The following is a 21,967-nucleotide window of genomic DNA, read 5'->3' on the forward strand; positions in this document are numbered from 1 at the left end:
TCAATCTCCTTGCGGATGGACGGGGGAGGGTGACCGGAGGCCGCCGGTCGCGGGGTTCGTGGTATCCAGCGCAGCGGCACGGCTGCGTTCGCGGGCTTCATACAGCCGATGCAGGCTGATTTTCTGGACGGCGAGGCGTGAGCTTTCGATGTGCGCGCGCATCAGCCGACAGGCTTCGTCACTGCGGTGGCGCGCCACGGCCTGCAAAATGGCGGCGTGCTCGCGATAGGTGGCATCGATGCGTGCCGGTTCGGTGAAATCGAGCTGACGCACGATGCGAATGCGTTCGATCACCCGGCGGTGGGCATCGGCCAATTCGGCATTGCCGGTGGCCGCGACCAGCGCGGCGTGGAAGGCTTCATCCAGCGCGAAGACGGCTTTGCCTTCGGGTTCCCGCGTGCTTTCTTCGACCTGCCAGATGGTGGTTAGCTCGGGCACGACACTGGGGGCGGGCTGTTGGCAGAGTTTGTCCAGCGCCGCCAGTTCCAGAACGGTGCGCAGTTCGTAGAGTTGATCGAAGCGCCGGAAATCCAGCTCGTTCACACGCCAGCCCGCGCGGTTCTGTACGCTTAAAAAGCCTTCACGCGCCAGCCGGGTCAGCGCCTCGCGCACCGGGGTGCGGCTTGCGCCGGTGGATTCGGCAATCTGGTTTTCGGAAAAGCGCTCACCCGGCAACAAGGTGAAATCGAACAGCGCCTGTTTGACCTGCGCGTACACCTGATCGGCTAGAGCCGGTGGCGCATGGATGGGGCGAATCATGGCGCGGGCTCCAGAGTGATCAGGGTTTGCCCGAGGTTGACGAGTTGCCCCGGCTGGCAGGCGCAGGCGGCGACGATGCCATCACGCGGCGCTTCAATGGCAAATTCCATTTTCATGGCCTCGACAATCGCCACGGTTTGCCCGGCGCACACCGCTTCGCCTGGTTCGACCAGCATTTTCCAGACATTGCCGCTGATGCTAGAGGCCACCGGTTCGCCCGCGATGGACTGCGTTGCCCTCGGTTCGTCCTTCACGCTGAGGCTGCCATCGTCATCCGCCCAACGGGCGACTTCTGCGGCATAGGCGGCAGCTTGTTGGGCGCGGAATTCGGCGATGCTGCTGGCGTGTTCGGCCAGAAATGCCGCGTGCTCATCCAGACGGAATACGGTCGGTTCGATGCGGATGGACAGGGCATCGGCGGTGAAATCGGCACGCATCTTGGTAAGTTCGGCTTCGCCTACGGGATAAAAGCGCACCTGGTCGAAAAAGCGCAGTAACCAGGGTTTGCCGGCTTCAAACGCGGCGTGCTGGGCACGGCGGTTCCAGATGGGCAGGGTGCGGCCGACGAGTTGGTAGCCGCCGGGCGAGTCCATGCCATAGATGCACATATAGACCCCGCCAATGCCGACCGTGCCCTCGGCGGTATAGGTGCGCGCCGGATTGTATTTGGAGGTCAGCAGACGATGGCGCGGATCGAGCGGCACGGCACAGGGCGCGCCGAGATACACATCTCCCAGGCCAAGCACGAGATAGGATGCAGAAAACAGGGTTTCGCGGACGGCGGAAATATCCGGCAACCCGTTGATGCGGCGCATGAATTCGCTATTCGAGGGCAGCCAGGGCGCGGTGTCGCGTACCGATTGCCGATAGCGGGCGACGGCATCCAGGGTGGCGCTGTCTTCAAAGGCCATCGGTAAATGCACGATGCGTGCCGGGACGGCGAGTTGGGCGGCATCGGGCAGGGTGGCATTGATCCGGATCAGCCGGGCGCAGAGTTCGGCCTGACTGATCTGTTCGGGTTCAAAGCGGATTTGCAGCGAACGCACGCCGGGCGAGCACTCTTCGATACCGAGAATGGGGTTGGCTTCGAGCGTGCTCATCAGGGCATGTACCCGCAGGCGCAGTGCCAGATCGAGCACATTTTCGCCGTATTCGAGCAGGACATAGCCATCCCCCGCCTGGCGAATGGTGCAGCGTGGCTGGCCATCCGTTGCCGGCTGATCGTGCAGGATGCAGTTGCCGAGAGAGGCGGGCAGCAGGGATTCGCTCGGCATCAGCGTGGTGAGACTGGCTTTCTGTGCAGCGTCCAGCGCGCGCGCCTGTTCGTAGCTAATGGGCACGAAGCGCAGGGTGTCGCCCGGTTTGAGCTGGCCGACTTTCCACAATTCAGCGCGCACGATGGTCGCCGGGCAGACAAAGCCGCCCAGGCTCGGCCCATCGCGGGTCAGAATCACCGGCATGTCGCCGGTGAAGTTGATCGAGCCGACGGCGTACTCGGTGTCGTGGATGTTGGACGGATGCAAACCCGCTTCGCCGCCATCGCTGCGCGCAAAATCGAGTTTTGGCCCGATCAGGCGGATGCCCAGACGGTTGCTGTTGTAATGCACCTGCCAGTCGGTGGCGAAAAATTGCGCAATCGCCTCGGATTTGAAGTAATCCGGTGCGCCATGCGGGCCGTAGAGCACGCCAATCTGCCAGTGATTGCCCAACGCCGGCTGCAGGGGCGGGGCAATTTGCGGGGCGCGGATGTGCGCCTTGCCCCACGGCAGCATATCGCCCGCATTGAGCGTGCGCCCGGCATAGCCTCCGAAGGCGCCGAGTGCGAAAGTGGCCCGGCTGCCGAGGTACGGATCGACCTCGATGCCACCGCGCACGGCGAGATAAATCCGTGCGCCGGTTTTGACTTGGCCAATCTTGAGGATTTGCCCGGCGGCGACGGCGATCGGGCGCAGAGCTTCGACGGGCGTTCCGTCCAGGGTGACGGGCGCTTCGGCGCCGGTCAGGGCGATCAGCGTGTTCTGATGAAATTTGAGCGTCGGCCCCTGCAGGGTGCATTCCAACCCGGCGGCGGATTCTGCATTGCCCAGAATGCGATTGGCCAGGCGGAAGGAGAAATCATCCATCGGCCCGGACGGCGGCACGCCGATGTGCCATAAACCCAGGCGCCCGGGATAGTCCTGCACGGTGGTGTAGGTGCCGGGTTGCAGCACTTCCATCAGCGCCGGGGTAAACCCGCCCGCGGCCAGATAGTGATCGATACTGCCGGTGCTGTGGCTGGCGGTTTGAAAGGTTTCGAGGGTCAATAATTCACCGAGGAACAGGCGATTGGTGGAAATGCCCTCGAACCGGCTTTCGGCCAGCGCCTGCGCCAGTTTGGCGATGGCCTCGGCGCGGGTGGGCGCATGGGCAATGATTTTGGCCAGCATCGGATCGAACTGGGCGGGGACGACCGTGCCGGATTCCACCCAGCTATCGACACGAATTCCATCCCCCGTCGGCAGGACGACGCGCGCGAGTTTGCCGGGCGAGGGCTGGAAGTGGCGCAAAGGTTCTTCGGCGTAGATTCGCGCTTCAATGGCAACCCCCTGCGGCGCGGATGCCTGCAGCGGGAAGGTTTCGCCCGCCGCCACCCGTACCATCCATTCGATCAAATCGATGCCGGTCACCATTTCTGTGACGGGATGCTCGACCTGCAGGCGGGTGTTCACTTCCAGAAAATAAAACGCATCCCGCGCGGCGTCGTAGATGAATTCGACCGTGCCCGCCGATTGGTAGGCAATCGAACGGCCAAGGCGTTCGGCGGCGGCGAGCAGGGCGGCGCGGGTCGCTGGCGGCAGATTGGGCGCGGGGGTTTCTTCGATCACCTTCTGATTGCGCCGCTGCAAGCTGCAATCGCGCTCGCCCAGGGCGATGACCTGGCCTTGACCGTCGCCAAAGATTTGCACTTCGACATGCCGCGCCTGATCGACGAAGCGCTCCAGAAAGACGCCGCCATCGCCAAAGAAGCGGGCGCCCATCCCGGCAACGGCTTCAAACGCCTCGATCAACGCCGCCTCATCGGCGCAACGCTTTAGGCCAATGCCGCCCCCGCCCGCCGTGCTCTTGAGCATGACGGGGTAGCCGATCTGTTCGGCGGCGGCGAGCGCGGCGGGAAGATCGCGCAGCAGATCGGTGCCGGGCGCCAGCGGGACTTGCGCCGCCTGCGCCAGCTCACGGGCGCGGTGCTTGAGGCCAAATTCCCGCAGTTGCTGTGGCGTGGGGCCGATGAACGCGATGCCCGCATCGGCACAGCGTTCGGCAAAGGCGGCGTTTTCCGATAAAAAACCGTAGCCGGGGATGATGGCCTCCACGCCATGTGCTTGGGCGAGCGCCAGCAACCGATCCGCCTGCAGATAACTCTCAGCAGCGGTTTGTCCACCCAGGGCAATCGCTTCATCGCAGGCGCGGATGTGCGGGCTGCCCGCGTCGGAATCGCTATAAACGGCGACCGAGGTAATCCCCATGCGTTTGAGGGTGCGGGCGATGCGGACGACGATCTCGCCCCGATTGGCAATCAGAATCTTGTTAAACATGCTGGCTGTCCTGTGCTTGATGGGCTGCGGCGGCGCGATACGCGCGCCAACCGCTAAATTCCGTGATGTCGAGGGCGCCCGTGAGTGCGCGCGGCTCGCAGATAAAGCCGATCACTTGGCTACCATCGGCCAGTGTGAGTTGCCCGAGACCCAGCGGCGCCGGAATTTCTGCCAGAAAATCCGCCAGCGCCGGGCGTGGCAGAGCCCAGACTTCAACCGCAATCGCGGCGCCGGATTCGGCAAATACCAGGCCGGGCTTGGGCGGCGTGGTATTGGCCAGGGCGTACAGCCGATAGCTGGGTGCCGTGGTGGTGGCGCGCAGCAAACGGCCGCCCCGGTCGGTGAGCTGAGGGTTGAGCGGCATACCGGAAAGATGCGCACCCACCACCGCGAGGGCGATTTCCTGCGCTTGCAACGGGGCGGGGGCGTCCGGTGTGGCGGACGAACCCGGTAGCCTGCGGGCAATCTGCCCGAGCAAGCCGTCATGCCAGGCGGGTGCCATCAGGGTGACGCCAAAGGGCAGGCCATCCGGGCGCTGTCCTGCCGGAATCGCCAGGGCGCACAAATCGGCCAGATTGACGAAATTGGTGTAAGTGCCCAGTTGGCTGTTGAGGGTGATGGGGTCGTCGAGCACTGCATCGATCGTCGGGAAAATCGGCGCGGTCGGCAGCAGCAGCGCATCGAACGGCGCAAGGGCGTCGCGGATTTGGCGGCTCAGTTCCGCCCGCTGATATTCGGCCTGAAAGGTATCGACCGCGGAATACGCCTGCCCGCCTTCGATAATTTGACGCACGACCGGATGAACCGCCTCGGCTTGAGTGGCCATGAACGGCGCAATCGCGGCCAATCGTTCGGCCACCCACGGCCCTTGGTACAGCAGCGGTGCCAAGGCCAGAAAGGGCGTCGGGTCGATTGCATCAAGCACAATGCCCTGCTGTTCCAATTGTTGGCGATAAGCGAGCCAGGCCGTGCGTTGCGGGTCATCGCCAAAAAAATCCAGCGCTGCGAAGGTCGCCAGACGGGGCGTTTGGCGCAGCCGGGGCGAGTTGGCCGGTGCTGGTCGGGCATAGGGATCTGCCGCGTCAAACTGGCCGATGATCTGGAGTACGGTTTCTGCGTCATCGAGGGTATGGGCAAACACCGTAACGCAGTCCAGCGTTCGGCAGGCGGGCACCACCCCTCGGGTACTGACCCAGCCTTTGGTGGGTTTTAGTCCAATCAAGCCATTAAATGCCGCAGGCACGCGCCCCGAACCGGCAGTGTCGGTGCCAAGCGCAAACGCCGCCTCGCCTTGGGCGACGACGACGGCAGAACCGGAACTGGAGCCGCCAGAAATATAGGCGGGATGGCCGACAGCGCTGGGAATGCCATACGGGCTGCGCGTGCCGTTCAACCCCGTGGCGAATTGGTCGAGATTGGTTTTGCCGAGGCACAGGGCACCCGCCGCCTGGAGCCGTTCGACGGCGGGCGCGGACACGGTGGGTTCATAGGCGAAGGCGGGGCATGCAGCGGTCGTGGGTAAGCCGGCGACATCGATATTGTCTTTCACGGCAAACGGCACGCCCCACACCGGGCTGCGCGGCGTGTGCTTCAAGGCTTCGATGGCGGCTTCTAGCACAGGCAACGGCGTCAGGCTGATCCAGGCGGGGGCTGCTTGGGATTGCTTGGCGCGGATTCGTTCAGCCTGCGCCGCCAGCAGGGCGGCTGCAGTGCCAGCGAAATCTTCGCGCCAGGCCGATTGCCAATCCTGCATCGAACGCGGTGGCTGATCGTTGGTGGGGCGGTCGGGGGTGGCCATGCGTGCCATTCCTTCTGGTATATGAACTGGTATACCAGATAGAGCAAGCCCGATGCCAATCGGGTGTTATTTTAAAAAATCCAGTTAAAACAGAATGATATGCTGTTTTAACTGCTAATGATTACCCAGGTTAATGCACTAAATCAGTGATGGCGAGGCCGTTTGCTGCTTATTTATCGTGCAATCGCGGGGTTTGCGATTGATTGGGTTTTATTCGCCATGTTCATCAGTTATTCATTCGGCGGATTTAGATTAACGGGTGCGCCGTTTTATATGCGCTTTTGTTGTGCAATAGAAAATGGGTTTTGAATGAGTTTAGTGCATCGGCAGTTGTGCGGTGTGATGGTGTGATTATTTATCACATTTTATTCAATGGGTTATGAGCTTTCTGCTCTTAGATAGCTGATTGGCTTGAGTTTTGCACTGTAAAAAAGCGTCACGGAATGAAACCGGATAAAGACTATGAGTGAAGTGCACCGGCAGGTTATGCGCCCCGCATTCGATGAGATGTATGGGTTTGATCAGACGATTCGCCCGCATTACGCGCAGGTTGCCCAAGGGTTGATCGCGCAGCCGGTAGACGCGCTATGGCAGAAACAGCGCGATGCTGAGCTGATCTTTCGTCGCATGGGCATCACCTTTGCGGTGTATGGCGCGCAGGCGGATGAAGAACGGTTGATTCCCTTTGATGTCGTCCCCCGCATCTTCAGTGCCGCCGAGTGGACCTGGCTGGAACGCGGCCTGAAGCAGCGGGTTCAGGCATTGAATATGTTTCTGCACGATATCTATCACGGGCAGGAGATTTTGAAGGCCGGTGTCGTGCCCGCCGAGCAAGTGCTGAACAACAGCATGTACCGGCCGGAAATGCAGGGTGTGAATCTCCCCAATCAGGTGTATGCCCAGATTGCGGGCATTGATTTGGTGCGGGTGTCCGAGAACGAGTTTTATGTGCTCGAAGATAACCTGCGAACTCCGTCCGGGGTGTCGTACATGCTGGAAAACCGCAACACGATGATGCGGTTGTTCCCGAATCTGTTTACTCAGCACACCGTGCGACCGGTGCAGCATTACCCGCAATTGCTGCTGGAAACGCTGCGCGAGTCGGCACCGGCGCATGTCGATGATCCGACCATCGTGGTATTGACACCGGGTGCCTTCAACAGTGCCTATTTCGAGCATGCGTTTTTGGCGAGCCAGATGGGCGTCGAGCTGGTCGAAGGGCAGGATCTGTTCGTCAGCGATCACAAAGTCTATATGCGCACCACCCAGGGGCCGCAGCAGGTGCATGTGATTTATCGGCGGGTGGATGATGAGTTTCTCGATCCGCAAGTGTTCCGCAAGGATTCCATGCTGGGGGTGTCCGGTCTGTTCGAGGCTTACCGGCGCGGCAATGTGGTGCTAACCAACGGCGTGGGAACCGGGGTGGCCGATGACAAATCGACCTATCTGTTCGTGCCGGACATGATCGAGTTTTACTTGGGGGAACAACCCATTCTCTCGAATGTGCCGACCTGGCGGCTGGATCGGCCGGATGATCTGAAGTATGTGCTCGATCATCTGCCGGAGCTGGTCGTTAAGGAAGTGCAGGGCTCGGGCGGCTACGGCATGTTGGTCGGTCCGACCAGCACGGCCGCGCAGATCGAGGCGTTCCGCGCGCGGATTTTGCACGACCCGGCCGGTTTTATCGCGCAGCCGACCTTGTCGTTATCGACCTGCCCCACGCTGGTTGAGGCCGGGGTGGCGCCCCGCCATGTCGATCTTCGCCCCTTCGTCCTTTCAGGCAAGCACATTCGCCTGGCGCCCGGCGGCTTGACCCGCGTGGCGCTGACGGAGGGCTCACTCGTGGTGAATTCGTCGCAAGGCGGCGGCACCAAAGACACTTGGGTATTGGAGGACTGAATCATGCTCTCACGCACCGCCGATCACTTGTTCTGGATGGCCCGCTATATCGAGCGCGCCGAAAATACGGCTCGTGTGCTGGATGTGGCGCACCGTACCGCCTTGTTGCCCGATGACACGGATGATGCGGCGGCGCGGCTGTGGTACGCCCCGCTCAATATCTGCGGCTCGGCGGAGGGCTATACCCTCAAGCACGGCCTTGCTGAAGCCGCGCGCGTCACCCACTACATGGCGCTCGATCCGGACAACCCTTCCAGCATTTACACCAGTTTGATGCGCGCCCGCGAGAGCGCCCGTGCGGTGCGCGGGGCGATCACCTCCGAGATGTGGGAGGTGATCAACAGTATGTGGCTGGATCTCAAGCGCATGCTGCCCAGCATCGATAATCTGCGGCCCGAGGTGTTCTTTGAATGGGTCAAGGAGCGTTCGCACCTGTTTCGCGGGGTAACGCTGGGTACGATCCTGAAGGATGATGCCTTGTATTTCATCCGGTTGGGCACATTCCTAGAGCGGGCAGACAACACCGCCCGGATTCTGGATGTGAAATATCACATTCTGCTGCCCAGCGTGCAGGATGTGGGCGGTGCCGCTGATTATTACCAATGGGGTGCGTTGCTCAACTCGGTGAGCGCACAGGAGGCGTACCGCAAAATCTACCGCGATAGCATCACGCCGATGCGGGTGGCGGAGCTGCTGATTCTGCGCGCCGATATGCCGCGTTCATTGCATGCCTGTCTGAACGAAGTGGAAAGCACGCTGGAGGTCATCAATGGCCGCACCGGACGGGAAGCCCGGCGTTTGGCGGGCGAGATTCATGCCGGTTTGCACTTTGGCCGGATCGAGGACATCTTCGCCCATGGTCTGCATGAATACTTGACCGAGTTTTTGGCGCATACGCAAATGCTGGGTCAGGAGATTCACGATGCCTATCTGGCGATTCGCCATGATCCGGTGCCGACGATTTTTCGGCCGCTCGCCCTGGCTAGTTGAAGGAAATATCGATGACTTATTGCGTTGCGTTGAAACTCAATGCCGGGCTGGTGTTTGCCTCCGATTCGCGCACCAATGCGGGCGTGGATCAGATCGCCAATTTCAAGAAAATGCGGAGCTTCGTGCATCGGGGCGATCGGGCGATCGTGATCTTAAGCTCCGGCAACTTATCGATCACCCAAAGTGCCATCGCCTTGCTGGAGCAGCAGGGGCGGCGGGCGGATTTACTGAACATCTGGAATGCCACTTCGATGTATGAGGTAGCCGGGCTCTTGGGCGGCTGCTTGCGGCAGGTGCAGAATCAGGATCGGCCTTTTTTACAGGCCAGCAATATCGATATGAGTGCGAACTTCCTGATTGGTGGTCAGATCGGCCAGGAAGCCCCCCGGCTGTTTCTGGTGTATTCCGAAGGCAACTTCATCGAAGCCAGTGAAAACACGCCGTTTTTTCAAATCGGCGAGATCAAATATGGCAAGCCGATCATCGATCGGGTGATTCGACCCGAAACTTCGCTCGCGGACGCGGTGAAGTGCGTTTTGGTGTCGTTTGATTCCACCATGCGCAGCAATGTGTCGGTCGGCATGCCGATTGATTTGGCGTGCTATGTCGAGGGGAGCCTGTCGCTGGATCATTTGCGCCAGATCCCCGAAGGAGACCCTTACTTCTGCGCCATCAGCAGCCAATGGAGCGATGGCCTTCGCGGGGTTTTTTCCACCTTGCCAGAACCCGGCTGGGTTTGTCGAACCCCCGCCACCAAGCCGGATGAGGAGCCGTCATCATGACGATTCGCGTTGCCCTGCATCACCAAAGCCATTATCAGTTCGACCGGCCGGTCACCCTGTTCGCGCATGAAATCCGCTTGCGTCCAGCGGCGCATAGCCGTACCCCGATTCTGGCGTATTCGCTGAATGTTTCACCCACGCCGCACTTCATTCATTGGCAGCAGGATGCGTTTGGCAATTTTGTGGCGCGGCTCAATTTTCCGGAGCCCGCCACGGAAATGACGGTCACGGTGGATCTGGTGGCCGATATGACGGTGATCAATCCCTTTGATTTTTTCGTCGAGGACTATGCCGAGCACTACCCGTTTACTTATCCCGCCGCCTTGGCTGAAGAGCTGGCACCTTATCGGCAAGTCGATGCCTTGGGCAGCCGGTTTTCGGCTTGGATCGATCAATTGCGGGCGGCTTTGCCGGCGGATGTTTCGATCATCAATTTCCTGGTGGCCTTGAATCAACAAGCACAGAGCGAGATCAGTTACCTCATCCGGTTGGAACCGGGGGTGCAAACGCCGGAAGAAACCCTCACGCTGCGTTCGGGTTCCTGTCGAGATAGCGCCTGGTTGCTGGTGCATACACTCCGCCATTTCGGCATTGCCGCCCGGTTTGTTTCCGGTTATCTGATTCAGTTGGCCGCCGATGAAATCCCGTTGAGCGGGCCGGCCGGCCCCAGCGCCGACTTCACCGATCTTCATGCCTGGTGCGAAGCCTATATTCCCGGCGCGGGCTGGATCGGCCTGGATGCGACCTCGGGGCTGCTTGCCGGGGAGGGGCATATTCCCCTCGCCGCGACCGCTCAGCCGGCCTCCGCTGCGCCGATTAGTGGGGCGACGAGCGTGTGTGAATCCGAGCTGGCGGTCGAGATGACCGTCACTCGAATCTTTGAAAGCCCTCGGGTCACCAAACCTTACGATGACACGCAGTGGCAGGCGATTCATGCGCTGGGGCTGGCGGTCGATCGAGAATTGCTGGCGGGCGATGTCCGCCTGACGCAAGGCGGTGAACCGACCTTCGTGGCGGTGGATAACCGGGAAGCCCCCGAGTGGAACACCGAGGCGTTGGGCGCGGATAAATGGCAGCGCGCACAGCATTTGCTGCGGGAACTGGTGGGCGAGTTTGCGCCCGGTGCCGTAACCCATTACGGCCAGGGTAAGTGGTATCCCGGCGAGCCCCTGCCGCGTTGGGCGCTCACCGCGTTCTGGCGTACCGATGGCGAGCCGATCTGGCGGCATCCGGCCTTGCTGGCGGATGAGCGAACCCCGCCCCAGCCAACCGAGGTCGCGGGGCGCTTCATGATTGCGTTGGCCAAGGCGCTCGGGCTGTCCTCTGGATTCATTCAGCCCGCGTATGAAGACCCGTTGTATCCCATTCGGCAGGAAGCCGAATTGCCGGTGAACCTCAGCGTGGCCGATCTGGATTTGGACGATCCGGGCACCCGGGGCGAACTGGCGCGGGTGCTGCGCCGTGGGTTGTCCGCGCCAGTCGGTTATGTTTTGCCATTGCGCGCTGGCTGGGGCAATGCGCCCGCTTGGCAATCGAGCGCGTGGCCGCTGCGTAGCGACCGCCTGCTGCTGTTGCCCGGGGATTCGCCCTTGGGGTTGCGGTTGCCCATCAACCGCTTGCCCTGGCAGGACGCGCCGACCATGGATTTCCCGCCTGATCCCTTTGCGCCGCAGCCGCCCTTGGCCGTCGCAAAAACTGGGGCGGTGCCCTCATCGGACAAACTTCCGTTGCAAGTGCGTTCTGCCGTGCCGCCCGCCGCAACGGAGGTGGTTCACACTGCGATAACCACGGAAGTCCGCGACGGCCAGCTGTGCGTCTTTATGCCTCCGCTGGTATCGCTGGAGCGATGGTTGGCGTTGATTGCCGCGATCGAGCAAACCGCGGTGGCGCTGAATGTGCCGGTGCGTATCGAGGGGTACACGCCGCCCCGGGATGCGCGCCTGCAATCGCTCTCCGTCACGCCGGACCCCGGCGTGATCGAGGTCAACATTCACCCGAGTCAGGATTGGGTGAGTCTGGTCGATCGCACCGAACGGCTCTACGCGGCGGCGAAGCGGGCGGGCTTGTCTGCCGAAAAATTCATGCTCGATGGCCGACATACCGGCACTGGCGGCGGCAACCATGTCACGCTTGGGGGCGCGGTTCCTGCCGATAGCCCGTTTCTGCGCCGGCCGGATTTGCTGAAAAGCCTGCTGGTGTACTGGCAGGAACATCCCGCCCTGTCTTATCTGTTCTCCGGGCAGTTCATCGGCCCGACCAGTCAGGCGCCCCGGGTGGATGAAGCCCGGGACGATACCTTGGGTGAGCTCGAAATTGCGCTCCAACAACTCGATCAACATTGCCCGTCGGGACAGGAAAACGAGCGTCCGTGGTTGATCGACCGCATCCTGCGTAATCTGTTGGTGGACTTGACCGGCAACACCCACCGCGCGGAATTTTGTATCGATAAGCTGTATTCGCCGGATTCGGCGACGGGGCGCCTCGGTTTGCTGGAACTGCGGGCGTTTGAAATGCCGCCCCATCCCCGGATGAGCCTGGTTCAATCGCTATTGCTGCGCAGCCTGATCGCCCGCTTTTGGCGCACGCCCTATTCGGGGCCGCTGGTGCCTTGGGGGACGGCGCTACACGACCGGTTCATGCTGCCGTACTTCGTCGAGCAGGATCTACACGACATTTGCCGTGATCTGCGTGCTGCGGGCTATCCGGTGCAGGATGCGTGGTTCAGTCCGTTCCTCGAATTCCGCTTCCCGCTGTATGGTAAGGTGGCCTACGAAGGCATCGAAATCGAGTTGCGTCAGGCGATTGAGCCCTGGCATGTCCTCGGCGAGGAAATGAGCGGCGGCGGTACGGCACGCTATGTGGATTCTTCCGTTGAGCGGGTGCAGATCTTCGTACGCGGCATGGTGGGAAATCGTCATCGGATCAGCTGCAATGGGCGGGAAGTGCCGCTGCACCCAACCGGTGTGCCGGGCGAGTTCGTCGCGGGTGTACGCTTCAAGGCATGGGCGCCGTACTCGGCGCTGCATCCCACGATTGGCGTGCAGGCGCCGCTTGTCGTCGATTTGATCGATGGCTGGAATCATCGCTCCCTCGGCGGCTGTACCTATCATGTGAGCCACCCCGGCGGGCGCAATTACAGCGTCTTTCCGGTCAATGCCAATGAGGCGGAAGCGCGGCGCTTGGCCCGCTTCTGGCCGCACGGCCATACGCCGGGGCGATTCACCCTCATCCCCGAACAACGCAACCCGCGTTTCCCTTTGACTTTAGATTTGCGCCGTCAACCGCATTGACCCTTTGAACTGCGTCTTGGCGCCGGATGATCAGGAGTGTTTCATGTTTGATTCCAACAGCTTTCCCCGATTTGGCGATAAACAAAATTCGGAATTTTTTGAAACCTATCTGCACCGCGTGTTGGCAGAACGAGACCGCTGCGGGTTGACCGAGCTGATCGGCGGAATCGAAGCGCTGATGATTTCCGTCGAGCCGGGCAAATCCCTCGAATACATCGCCGAACTGGCGTTGATGACGCCGTATCATTATCTCGTCACGCTTGATAGCGCCCGGCATTACACCCATGTTCTGCGCATCGACATGAACTCGCCGGATATTTTGCTGCGGGAGGTCAAGGATGCCAGTTACAGCGATATTTTCCGCAATCTCAATGACATGTACCCGGTGGGCGCCCGCCGCCCCCACAGCCGCTATTTGGGCGAAATCCTCTATGCCAGCAACCGGCATGAAGTCGTGGCCATGCAGCAGGATCGGGAATTCCGCTTCTTCGGCCTCGGGCAACTCGCGGATCTCGATTTGCCGCTGAATGTCAGCCTCTCCAAACCATCGCCCTATACCCAGAATGTCGTGGGTTATATGGAACGCCCGGAGGACGGCATCCGGGTGTATCAGCACGGGGAATCCATCATCCTCAACGAAGCGCAGGCCGCTTATGAGCGCGGCAAAGAAATGCAGGATCAAATCGGCATTAAAGGCATGATCATGCCGATCGATCATCTTGCGACCCGGGTCTACAGCCAAAACCGGGAAGTGGCGCTGCTCGAATATCTTGCCCTATCGAGTTATTACTACTGGGGCAGTTACGATATTCGGGATCAAAACTCCTCCACCAATGTCACCAAGAATGTGCGGGGACAGCCGGAGACGAAATCGCCCGCCAAAGTTTTTACGGCCAACAACTTGCCGTATTGCGTCAATCACCTCGACAAGCTGCCCAGTCCGACCGAATCCTTCGTGCGCAACTATGGTCCGCGGCTGCACCACATGGCCTTGAGCGTGGCCGACGGTCAGACCCAGGGCATGGAAAACATCGATTTCGTCGTCCAGCAGATCGCTGCCCAAGGCAAGGGCTTCCTGCTGGATACCGTTGGCTCGCGGGAGGAGGGGCTCAAACAGATTTTCTCCTCGGCCTCGGATTTTTCCTCTCTGATCATCGAATATGTCCAACGATTCGATGGCTTCCAGGGCTTTTTCGCCCGCGATAATGTGGCGCAGCTCACTTATGCGGCGGGCTTGGAAGAGGGCGTGCGGGCTTCAGCCAATTAATCGTCAATTAAACCTCGGGTCGCCACGATGGCCTGCTGAACCGGCCATCGTGGGATGAGCACGGAATCAATGGGTGCTGGCGGGCGCTGTTTCGGGTGCCGTTGCGCGGATCTTGCACGGCTGGCCATTCAGGGTCAGGTCGTCATGCCGGTGGCTGGAACGCAGCACAGCGAGAAAGAGTTGCCTGGCCGGGTGCTGTCGATCGGGCGCGCTGCGCACGACTTCGCCGGCTGCCGTTTCCTGACCTGAGGATTCGGAAGTCTCCGCCGGGGGGCGAGTGTCGGTCGAGGTGGAAAACAGCAGGGTTCCGGGAGCGATGGCGGATGCGCCGTCGATGTGGCCGAGTACCAGTTGCCGGTTGGGTTTGCCCAGATAATGCAGCCGCGCGATCACTTCCTGCCCTGGATAGCAGCCTTTTTTGAAACTGATGGCGCCCAGCCGATCCAGATGTAGCCACTGGGGAACGAAGTGGCCACTGGTGGCGGCCACGACTTGCGGTAGGCCGTCCAGAATCTCTTCTGCATCCCAGTGTTCGGCCGGCACGAGCGGGTTGGCTGAAGGGCTGCCGTGGGTTGCGGGTTGAAAGCACAGCAGCCGCGGGTTGTCCCCCCGGTGAGTCCAGAGCACAAACGAGCCGACGGCATCGAAGGCGCCGTGGAGTGGAACCGGGGCGGGCAGGTTGTGCGCGGTGCAGTCATCGGCGGTGGGGCGAATCCAGCCTTCGTGGCGTTCCTGGGTGGGCTCGATCGTGACTTTCTGCCGCAGGACATAGCGTTGCAGCAGGCGCCGTATCTCTTCGGCCAAACTCGCGTGCAGGGTGAGATGGTAGCCGCTGTCGGCGGTTCGGCGGGTCACCAGGCAATCGGTCAGCAGCCGACCTTTCGCATTGCACAGCCCTGCGCGGGTTGCTTGGCCTGCGGGCAGTGACAGAATGTCCTGCGTTAACATGGCCTGCAAGAACGCGGCGGCATCTGCGCCCGAGACCTGCAGTGTCGCCAGGGGCAGGGGTTCGGTTCGTAGGGAAAACGCGGTGTCGGTGAGGGGCACGATGAGCTTCCAGTATCGGGATGAAGAACAAGGGATCAAACAGATTTGAGCATAGTATGTGCGCTTTGCCGATACCTTTGAACCCCGGGGTGCGTGATGCAACGAGAATTGCAGTGGTCGGCGGAATTGGGTGAGGATGCGGGGCTACTCGGGCTCTGGCTCGGGATGTGGGGCATGGCGGCATTGTCCTGCGGCTGGACACTGTGGATGCATTTGCCGACAGCATGGACGGCACTGGCCGGGCTCGCGGCAGGCATCGGTGCGATTGGTTGGTTCTGGCGCCCCAGCGCGTTCTTTTTGCCGGGTTTTCTGGTGATCAAAGGCCAGCGCGCGCACTGGCAGGGGCAGGATCATGCCCTGGCGTGGGTCTGGCTGGGCGATGGCCTGTTGGGGCTGATGCTCGATGCCGACTCAGGCCCGCGCAGGGCAATCTGGATCACCCGCCGACGGGTCGGCACCGTTGCCTGGTGGCAACTCAAACGCGCACTGGCCTTATTTCCGCCGACGGGGTGAATAGACCTGCGGGCATACCCGATTCGTTCATGAATCGGCCAGAAGCCGCTGATGGAGTTGCACGACCTGCGGGCGCAAGGCGTCGCGGTCGCCGTCGTTATCGATCCAGTGCGTGACGATGGGTTCGCGCTCGGCGTCGGTCACTTGAGCGGCCAGCATGCGCTCGGCGAGATCAGGGTCGATGCCGGGTCGGTTCATCAGCCGGGCGCGCTGCTGCGCTGGCGAGCAACGCACACCGAGGATGGCCTCCAGCCAGTGGTAGTGCGCGGCCACGCCGGGTTCGGCCAGCAGGGGGATGACGATCAGCACCAGCGGATGGTGTTGGGCGGCCTGAACCGCCTGCGCGTGCGCGAGCTCACGGATGGCCGGATGCAGAATCGCTTCGACGCGTTGCTTGGCGCGTTTGTCGTGGAAAATGCGCTGTCGTAGTGCGGGACGATCCAGCGAGCCATCCGGTTGCAGAATCCCGTGGCCGAATGCCTCGACCAGCTGATCAAGACAGGGCGAGGGCGGCGCGACGACCGTGCGGCTGATCACATCGGTATCCACTACCGGAACACCGAGGGTAGAAAAAATTTCGGCAACCGTGGATTTTCCACAGGCAATGCCGCCCGTGAGCCCGATCAACCGACCGGGCGAGGGTTCGGTCATCCCGCCCATCCCCAAAGACGCTGGCTGAGCAAGTCGCCCAGATAGAGCGCCAGGAACCCCGCCCCGGCGAGATAGGGGCCGAAGGGAATGGGAATGCGCCGGTCGTGGCGCAGCAGTAGGATCATGCCGACCCCGATCACGGCGCCGACCCCCGCCGAGAGCAGGAGGATCATGGCCAGGGATTGCCAGCCTAACCAGGCGCCGAGCGCCGCCAGCAGCTTGAAATCACCGTATCCCATGCCGTCTTTGCCGGTCGTGAGTTTGAACAGCCAGTACACGCTCCACAGCGCCAGATAGCCGCCGGCTGCACCGAGCACCGCATCGTGCAGCGAAACGCTGGGATTCAGGCCGAACGCCGCGAGCAGGAGCCCGAGCCACATCAGGGGCAGGGTGAGCAGATCGGGGAGCAGGGTGGTTTTCAGGTCGATGAGGGCGGCAGCCAGCAACAGCCAGCCGAAGACGAACACCGCCAAGGTGAATGCAGACACGCCAAAGTGCCAGGCGGCGAGCGCGGTCAATAACCCACTGGCGAGTTCGACCAGCGGATACTGGAGACTGATGGGGTGCCCACAGGCCGCGCATCGACCCCGCAGCCATAACCAGCTCAGGACGGGAATGTTCTGCCAGGCTTTGATGGCCGTGTGGCATTGCGGGCAGGCCGAGCGCGGAGTGATCAGGTTATAGACGGGTGCTGAAGTCTCCGGGGTTTGTCCGAGCAGTTCCCGGCAGTCGCGCTGCCAGCCGCGCTCCAGCATGATGGGCAGGCGATGAATGACGACATTCAGGAAACTGCCAATCAGCAGCCCCAGGATCAGGGAGAACCCGATCCACAGGCCGGCATTTTGCCGAAAGGCATCCACTAAGGCATCGAAGCCGGCCATGAACGCGGATTACACCACCGAGCCGAGTTTGAAGATCGGCAGGTACATGGCGATGACGAGCCCGCCGACCACCACGCCGAGGAAGGCCATGATCAGGGGTTCCATCAAGCTGGACATGGCATCGACCATGTTGTCAACTTCTTCTTCGTACATATCGGCCACTTTGCCGAGCATGGTGTCGAGCGCGCCGGTTTCTTCCCCGATCGCCACCATTTGCACCACCATGACGGGGAACAGTTTGGATTGCTGCATGCCGACCCGCAGGGGCGAACCAGCGGCAATCACATCGCGAATGTTCATCACGGCATCTTTGAAGATGGCATTGCCCGTGGAGCCGGCGGTCGGGGGCATGGCTTCCACCAGTGGAACCCCGGCGGAGAACATGGTGCTCAAGGTGCGGGCAAAGCGGGCGATCGCCGCCTTTTCGGTCAGTGGGCCGAAGATCGGCATTTTGAGGATCATGCGGTCGAGAAAGTGGTTGAAGGGATCCGAGCGGCGTTTGACATAGACGAATAGAAAAATCGCTACGCCTATGCTGCCGAAGATCAGGTACCAATATTTCTGGAATGCTTCCGACAGGCCAATCACGAACAGGGTGAAAGCCGGCAGGCTGGCGCCAAATCCATCGAACAGTTCCTTGAATTGTGGAATCACGAAAATCAACAAGATGGCCGTGACGATGAAAGCGACCACCACGACGGCAATCGGGTAGAACAGCGCTTTCTTGATTTTGCCTTTCAGCGATTCGGTTTTTTCCTTATAGGTGGCGACCCGGTCGAGCACCAGTTCGAGCGCACCGGATTCTTCACCGGCGCGCACCAGGTTCACAAACAGCTCATCAAAATACTTGCGGTGTTTATCCATGGCGCCGGCGAGCGTCATCCCGCTTTCGACATCGTTCTTCACGGTGGTGACAAGCTCTTTCATCGCCACTTTTTCCGCACTCTGCGCGATGATGTCGAGCGCCTGTACGATCGGCAATCCCGCCGTCATCATGGTGGACAGCTGGCGGGCGAAAACGGCGATGTCTTTCGGTTTGATTTGTGCGGTATTGGCAAATAGCGGTTTGGGCTTTTTCTTGATGCGTACAACCGTCAAGCCGAGTCGGCGCACCTCACCGCGAACCACCATTTCGTTGAAGGCGGGCATTTCGCCCCGCACGAGCTTGCCATCCTTGTTTTTTGCTTCGTAAAGAAAGACAACTTTATTTTCTTCCGCTTTCTTTTTTGCAGCGACTGCCGTTGCCATGGTGTTCTCCCTTAATCCTTGGTCACCCGATTGAGTTCTTCGAGACTGATCATGCCGGCCTTGACTTTGCGCAGGCCGGATTGTCGTAGGTCACTAACGCCTTCCTTTTGTGCTTGATCGGCCAGTTCCATGGCGTTGCCTCCGCGCATGATGATACGCCCCATTTCCTCGGAAACGGGCATCACCTGGTAAAGACCGACCCGCCCTTTATAACCGCCGGTACACTGATCGCAGCCGACGGCCTTGAATATCTTGATGCCGCTCTGGATGTCGACCGGGGTAAAACCTTCGCGTGCCAACTCTTCATCGGGCACATGATCCACTTTTTTGCAGTTGTTGCATAAGCGGCGTGCCAGGCGTTGCGCGATGATCAGGTTTACAGAGGATGCGATGTTGTACGCGGGCACCCCCATGTTCACGAGGCGCGTCAGGGTTTGCGGGGCATCATTGGTATGTAAGGTGGAGAGTACCAAGTGGCCGGTTTGTGCGGCTTTGATCGCAATTTCAGCGGTTTCCAGATCGCGGATCTCGCCGACCATGATGACATCCGGGTCCTGCCGCAGGAAGGCACGCAGCGCGCTGGCAAAGGTTAAGCCTACCTTGGCGTTGACATTGACCTGATTGATGCCGGGTACCACGATTTCCGCGGGATCCTCTGCGGTGGAGATGTTGCGATCCAGGGTGTTCAGAATGTTCAGGCCGGTATACAGCGAGACGGTTTTCCCCGAGCCCGTGGGGCCGGTGACCAGAATCATGCCGTAAGGGCGATTGAGTGCCTTGAGGTACAGCTCTTTCTGATCCGGCTCATAGCCCAGCATGTCAATCCCGAGCTGGGCGCTGGTGGGATCGAGAATCCGCATCACGACCTTTTCGCCAAACAGGGTCGGGCAGGTGTTGACGCGGAAATCGATAGAACGGGTATTGGACAGTTTGAGTTTGATCCGCCCATCCTGTGGGACGCGCCGTTCGGAAATATCCATCCGGCTCATGACCTTGACGCGCGCAATGATGCGATCCGCCAACGCCTTGGGGGGATGCGGGATTTCGGTCAGAATGCCATCAATCCGAAAACGGATCCGGAACAGTTTTTCATAGGGCTCCAGATGGATGTCGGATGCTTTACGCCGAATGGCGTCGGTCAGGGTTTTGGTGACGAATTTGACGACGATGTCATCCTGTAGCGGGTCGTCGCTCTTTTCATCGGGGGTGCCCTCGGTTTCAAACTGAATATTGTTCAGGTCATCGTCGAGATCGTCTAAACCCGCTGCGGCGCTGTTGCGCGCTTCTTCGAGCAGGCGGGCGATCTTGCCGGGATCTGCCGTGACCACATCAATGGCCAGATTGGTGCTGAAACGAAGATTTTCGATCACGCCCTGGTCAGAGGGATCGGCCAGCGCGACCGTGAGGCGTCTACCGCGCTTGCGCAGTGGGAGCGTGGTACCGCTTTCCAGCAGCTTCGCCGGCACGAGGCTCAGCGGGAGATCCGTGGTGTCGAAGGCGTCCAACTCCAGCAGCGGCACGCCAAAGCGCTGAGAAGTTGCCCGCGCGATGCTGGCACCGGAAATGCCGCTGCTCATCAGGGTTTGCAGCAGGGGTTCCTGCTCTTTTTTGGCGCGTTCGATCAGTTCGGCTGCGCGTTGCGGCTCGATGGTCTGGGTTTTGACCAGAGCTTCCATAAGACCAGTGATGGGCGGGTGTGTCATGGGCGATTCAAGACCAATAATTCCGTTTACGGTTCGACGGCATACTATAGCCAAATCCGTTGCGGAGGATAGCGATTATTGCGTCGTCGTGGGGTGTTGCCTGCCTTCGAGTTGTTCGCGGAGCGCCATCAACTCTGTCACATCGCGCTGAATGCCAATGAAGTAGGTTCGCCCATCTTCAGGATGAATCCAGGGGCGAATCGAGAGTTCATTCCAGAATAGCCGTCCATCCTTGCGGTAATTTCGTAACACGACGCGAGCCGGTCGTCCTTCGCGGATGGCCTCGCGGATGGTGTGCAACGCGGGTTGATCCCGGTCATCCGCCTGCAGAAAGCGACAGTCCTGGTACAGCACTTCGTCGAGCGGGTAGCCGGTCAGCGAAGAAAAAGCCGCATTGGCATAGATCAGGATATTGTCGCTGCCTTCCTGCTCGGCAATGACGATGCCTTCGTTGGCAGCGTCCATGGCTTGTTGAAGTAGCGCGGAATCTAGCATCGGTCAGGCGTTCTTTCATCGAATGACAGGGAGCCGATCATATCAAAATATGCACGGGGTTCAGCGGGTGAGGAATAACGGCCGCAAGTGCGCCAGACAGGCGGTGGCGTTGCCCTGGATCAGTCCTTGGGCGTGTTGCAGGGGATCTTGCGGTGAACCGATGTGACACCAATGCAGGCGGGTCGCGCCCGAAAGAAACTGGGTAGGCGCTGGCGAATCCGTATCAAGCAGTCGTATCCAATGCGCCGCCTGCCAGCGTTCAGCAAGCCGATGGCGCTGGCTTTCATCCAGCCCGCCGGGGAGGATTTTGACCGTGCCCGAATGCGCGAGGCCGATCCCCAGTGCGAATTCTTCTGCGCGCCAGATTCGAGATGTGGGGGTGTCGATCAAAATCAGCGGGTGTTGTGCATCCGGGCGTTTGGCCTGCAACAGGAGCCACCATTCCAGCCGCTGGCGGATATGCTGTGTCAACCAAATCAAGCCAATGTCTCGATCAGGCCAGGCATCGCGGGATTCCAGCGCCCTGAGTGCGCCGAGCATGCCATTGGCAAGTACCGTTTCCGGGGGGAGCCACATCAGCGCCTCTTGTTCGGTTTGTCGCCAGGCGAGCGGATCGAGTTTGAGTGTGGCATTTTTGAAGCGGTCAACCCAGGGTGCCGCGTGCTGCGCGGCGGTCGGTTCGGTCATCGATAGCTCGGCGCTGGGTGGCGAGTTTTGAAGAATCTGGGCGATTTGTGGCAGGGCGATCCCCTGCGCGCTGAGGGTTTGTGTCTGGCGAATCGCCTGAATGTCACGGGCGCTATAAAGGCGGTGGCCGGATTCGGTGCGGGTAGGGCAAATCAGCCCATACCGCCGTTCCCAAGCGCGGAGTGTGATCGGGTTTACCCCGGTCATCTGCGCGACGGCCCGGATCGGGAACAAATGTTCGGCGCTGGTGCTGGCCGTTTCTTGTGGAAAATCGCTCATGCCAAAATTTTTGTGCTAGGAATGTGCTAAGAATCTGTATAGGTTTTGTATGAGAAAGCTTAGCAGCTTGAGTCAAAATTTTATCAATTCCTTGGCCAGGAGCCGC

General features: G+C 60.5%; 16 protein-coding genes. 6 read left to right on the plus strand and 10 right to left on the minus strand.

All coding sequences use genetic code 11. The annotated features are described in order from the left end of the window. Genes VOI35_RS03660 through atzF form a run of 3 tightly spaced genes read right to left on the minus strand, consistent with a single transcriptional unit; the run spans position 1 to position 6,129 of the window. The gene (locus VOI35_RS03660) at positions 1–759 is read right to left on the minus strand and encodes a GntR family transcriptional regulator (protein WP_407276535.1); all 759 of its coding nucleotides are present in this window, start codon (positions 757–759) and stop codon (positions 1–3) included. Further along, entirely contained in the window at positions 756–4,331 is a 3,576-nt protein-coding gene (gene uca / locus VOI35_RS03665) for an urea carboxylase (RefSeq protein ID WP_407276536.1), read from the minus strand. The genes VOI35_RS03660 and uca overlap by 4 nt, the downstream gene beginning before the upstream one ends. Next, positions 4,324–6,129 (minus strand): allophanate hydrolase, encoded by a 1,806-nt coding sequence (gene atzF / locus VOI35_RS03670; RefSeq protein WP_407276537.1) that lies wholly within the window; start codon positions 6,127–6,129, stop codon positions 4,324–4,326. Before atzF ends, uca begins: the two co-directional genes overlap by 8 nt. A gap of 462 nt (positions 6,130–6,591) precedes the next feature. Between atzF and VOI35_RS03675 the strand changes: the two genes are divergently transcribed. From VOI35_RS03675 to VOI35_RS03695, 5 genes are read left to right on the plus strand one after another with little or no spacing between them, the layout of a single operon-like run. Then, positions 6,592–8,028: a circularly permuted type 2 ATP-grasp protein gene (locus VOI35_RS03675; protein WP_407276538.1), complete on the plus strand. Its 1,437-nt coding sequence runs from the start codon at positions 6,592–6,594 to the stop codon at positions 8,026–8,028. A gap of 3 nt (positions 8,029–8,031) precedes the next feature. After that, entirely contained in the window at positions 8,032–9,018 is a 987-nt protein-coding gene (locus VOI35_RS03680) for an alpha-E domain-containing protein (protein ID WP_407276539.1), read from the plus strand. Between the two features lie 11 nt (positions 9,019–9,029). Continuing rightward, entirely contained in the window at positions 9,030–9,800 is a 771-nt protein-coding gene (locus VOI35_RS03685; protein WP_407276540.1) for a peptidase, read from the plus strand. Then, positions 9,797–13,090: a DUF2126 domain-containing protein gene (locus VOI35_RS03690; RefSeq protein WP_407276541.1), complete on the plus strand. Its 3,294-nt coding sequence runs from the start codon at positions 9,797–9,799 to the stop codon at positions 13,088–13,090. The genes VOI35_RS03685 and VOI35_RS03690 overlap by 4 nt, the downstream gene beginning before the upstream one ends. A 43-nt stretch (positions 13,091–13,133) precedes the next feature. After that, the gene (locus VOI35_RS03695) at positions 13,134–14,357 is read left to right on the plus strand and encodes a hypothetical protein (RefSeq protein WP_407276542.1); all 1,224 of its coding nucleotides are present in this window, start codon (positions 13,134–13,136) and stop codon (positions 14,355–14,357) included. Positions 14,358–14,423: 66 nt separating this feature from the next. Here VOI35_RS03695 and VOI35_RS03700 read toward each other — a convergent pair whose 3' ends face one another. Further along, complete coding sequence (locus VOI35_RS03700; RefSeq protein WP_407276543.1) at positions 14,424–15,404, minus strand: YgfZ/GcvT domain-containing protein; 981 nt, start codon at positions 15,402–15,404, stop codon at positions 14,424–14,426. 96 nt (positions 15,405–15,500) lie between these two features. Between VOI35_RS03700 and VOI35_RS03705 the strand changes: the two genes are divergently transcribed. Further along, positions 15,501–15,917 carry a hypothetical protein gene (locus VOI35_RS03705; RefSeq protein ID WP_407276544.1) on the plus strand — a complete coding sequence of 139 codons (417 nt, stop codon included), beginning with the start codon at positions 15,501–15,503 and terminating at the stop codon, positions 15,915–15,917. 27 nt (positions 15,918–15,944) lie between these two features. Here the strand turns inward: VOI35_RS03705 and coaE are convergent, their stop codons facing one another. From coaE to VOI35_RS03735, 6 genes are all read right to left on the minus strand, one after another. Continuing rightward, the gene (gene coaE, locus VOI35_RS03710; protein WP_407276545.1) at positions 15,945–16,568 is read right to left on the minus strand and encodes a dephospho-CoA kinase; all 624 of its coding nucleotides are present in this window, start codon (positions 16,566–16,568) and stop codon (positions 15,945–15,947) included. Continuing rightward, positions 16,565–17,449 carry a prepilin peptidase gene (locus VOI35_RS03715; RefSeq protein WP_407276546.1) on the minus strand — a complete coding sequence of 295 codons (885 nt, stop codon included), beginning with the start codon at positions 17,447–17,449 and terminating at the stop codon, positions 16,565–16,567. Before VOI35_RS03715 ends, coaE begins: the two co-directional genes overlap by 4 nt. A gap of 9 nt (positions 17,450–17,458) precedes the next feature. Beyond that, positions 17,459–18,697 (minus strand): type II secretion system F family protein, encoded by a 1,239-nt coding sequence (locus tag VOI35_RS03720; protein WP_407276547.1) that lies wholly within the window; start codon positions 18,695–18,697, stop codon positions 17,459–17,461. A gap of 11 nt (positions 18,698–18,708) precedes the next feature. Further along, entirely contained in the window at positions 18,709–20,373 is a 1,665-nt protein-coding gene (gene pilB, locus VOI35_RS03725; protein WP_407276787.1) for a type IV-A pilus assembly ATPase PilB, read from the minus strand. 102 nt (positions 20,374–20,475) lie between these two features. Then, positions 20,476–20,895, minus strand: a complete 420-nt coding sequence (locus VOI35_RS03730) for a PAS domain-containing protein (RefSeq protein ID WP_407276548.1) — start codon at positions 20,893–20,895, stop codon at positions 20,476–20,478. A gap of 60 nt (positions 20,896–20,955) precedes the next feature. Then, entirely contained in the window at positions 20,956–21,861 is a 906-nt protein-coding gene (locus VOI35_RS03735; RefSeq protein ID WP_407276549.1) for a MerR family transcriptional regulator, read from the minus strand. Between the last annotated feature and the right edge of the window lie 106 nt (positions 21,862–21,967).

Origin of the sequence: Halothiobacillus sp. DCM-1, assembly GCF_045689735.1 — a bacterium.
Taxonomy (GTDB): Bacteria; Pseudomonadota; Gammaproteobacteria; order Halothiobacillales; family Halothiobacillaceae; genus Halothiobacillus.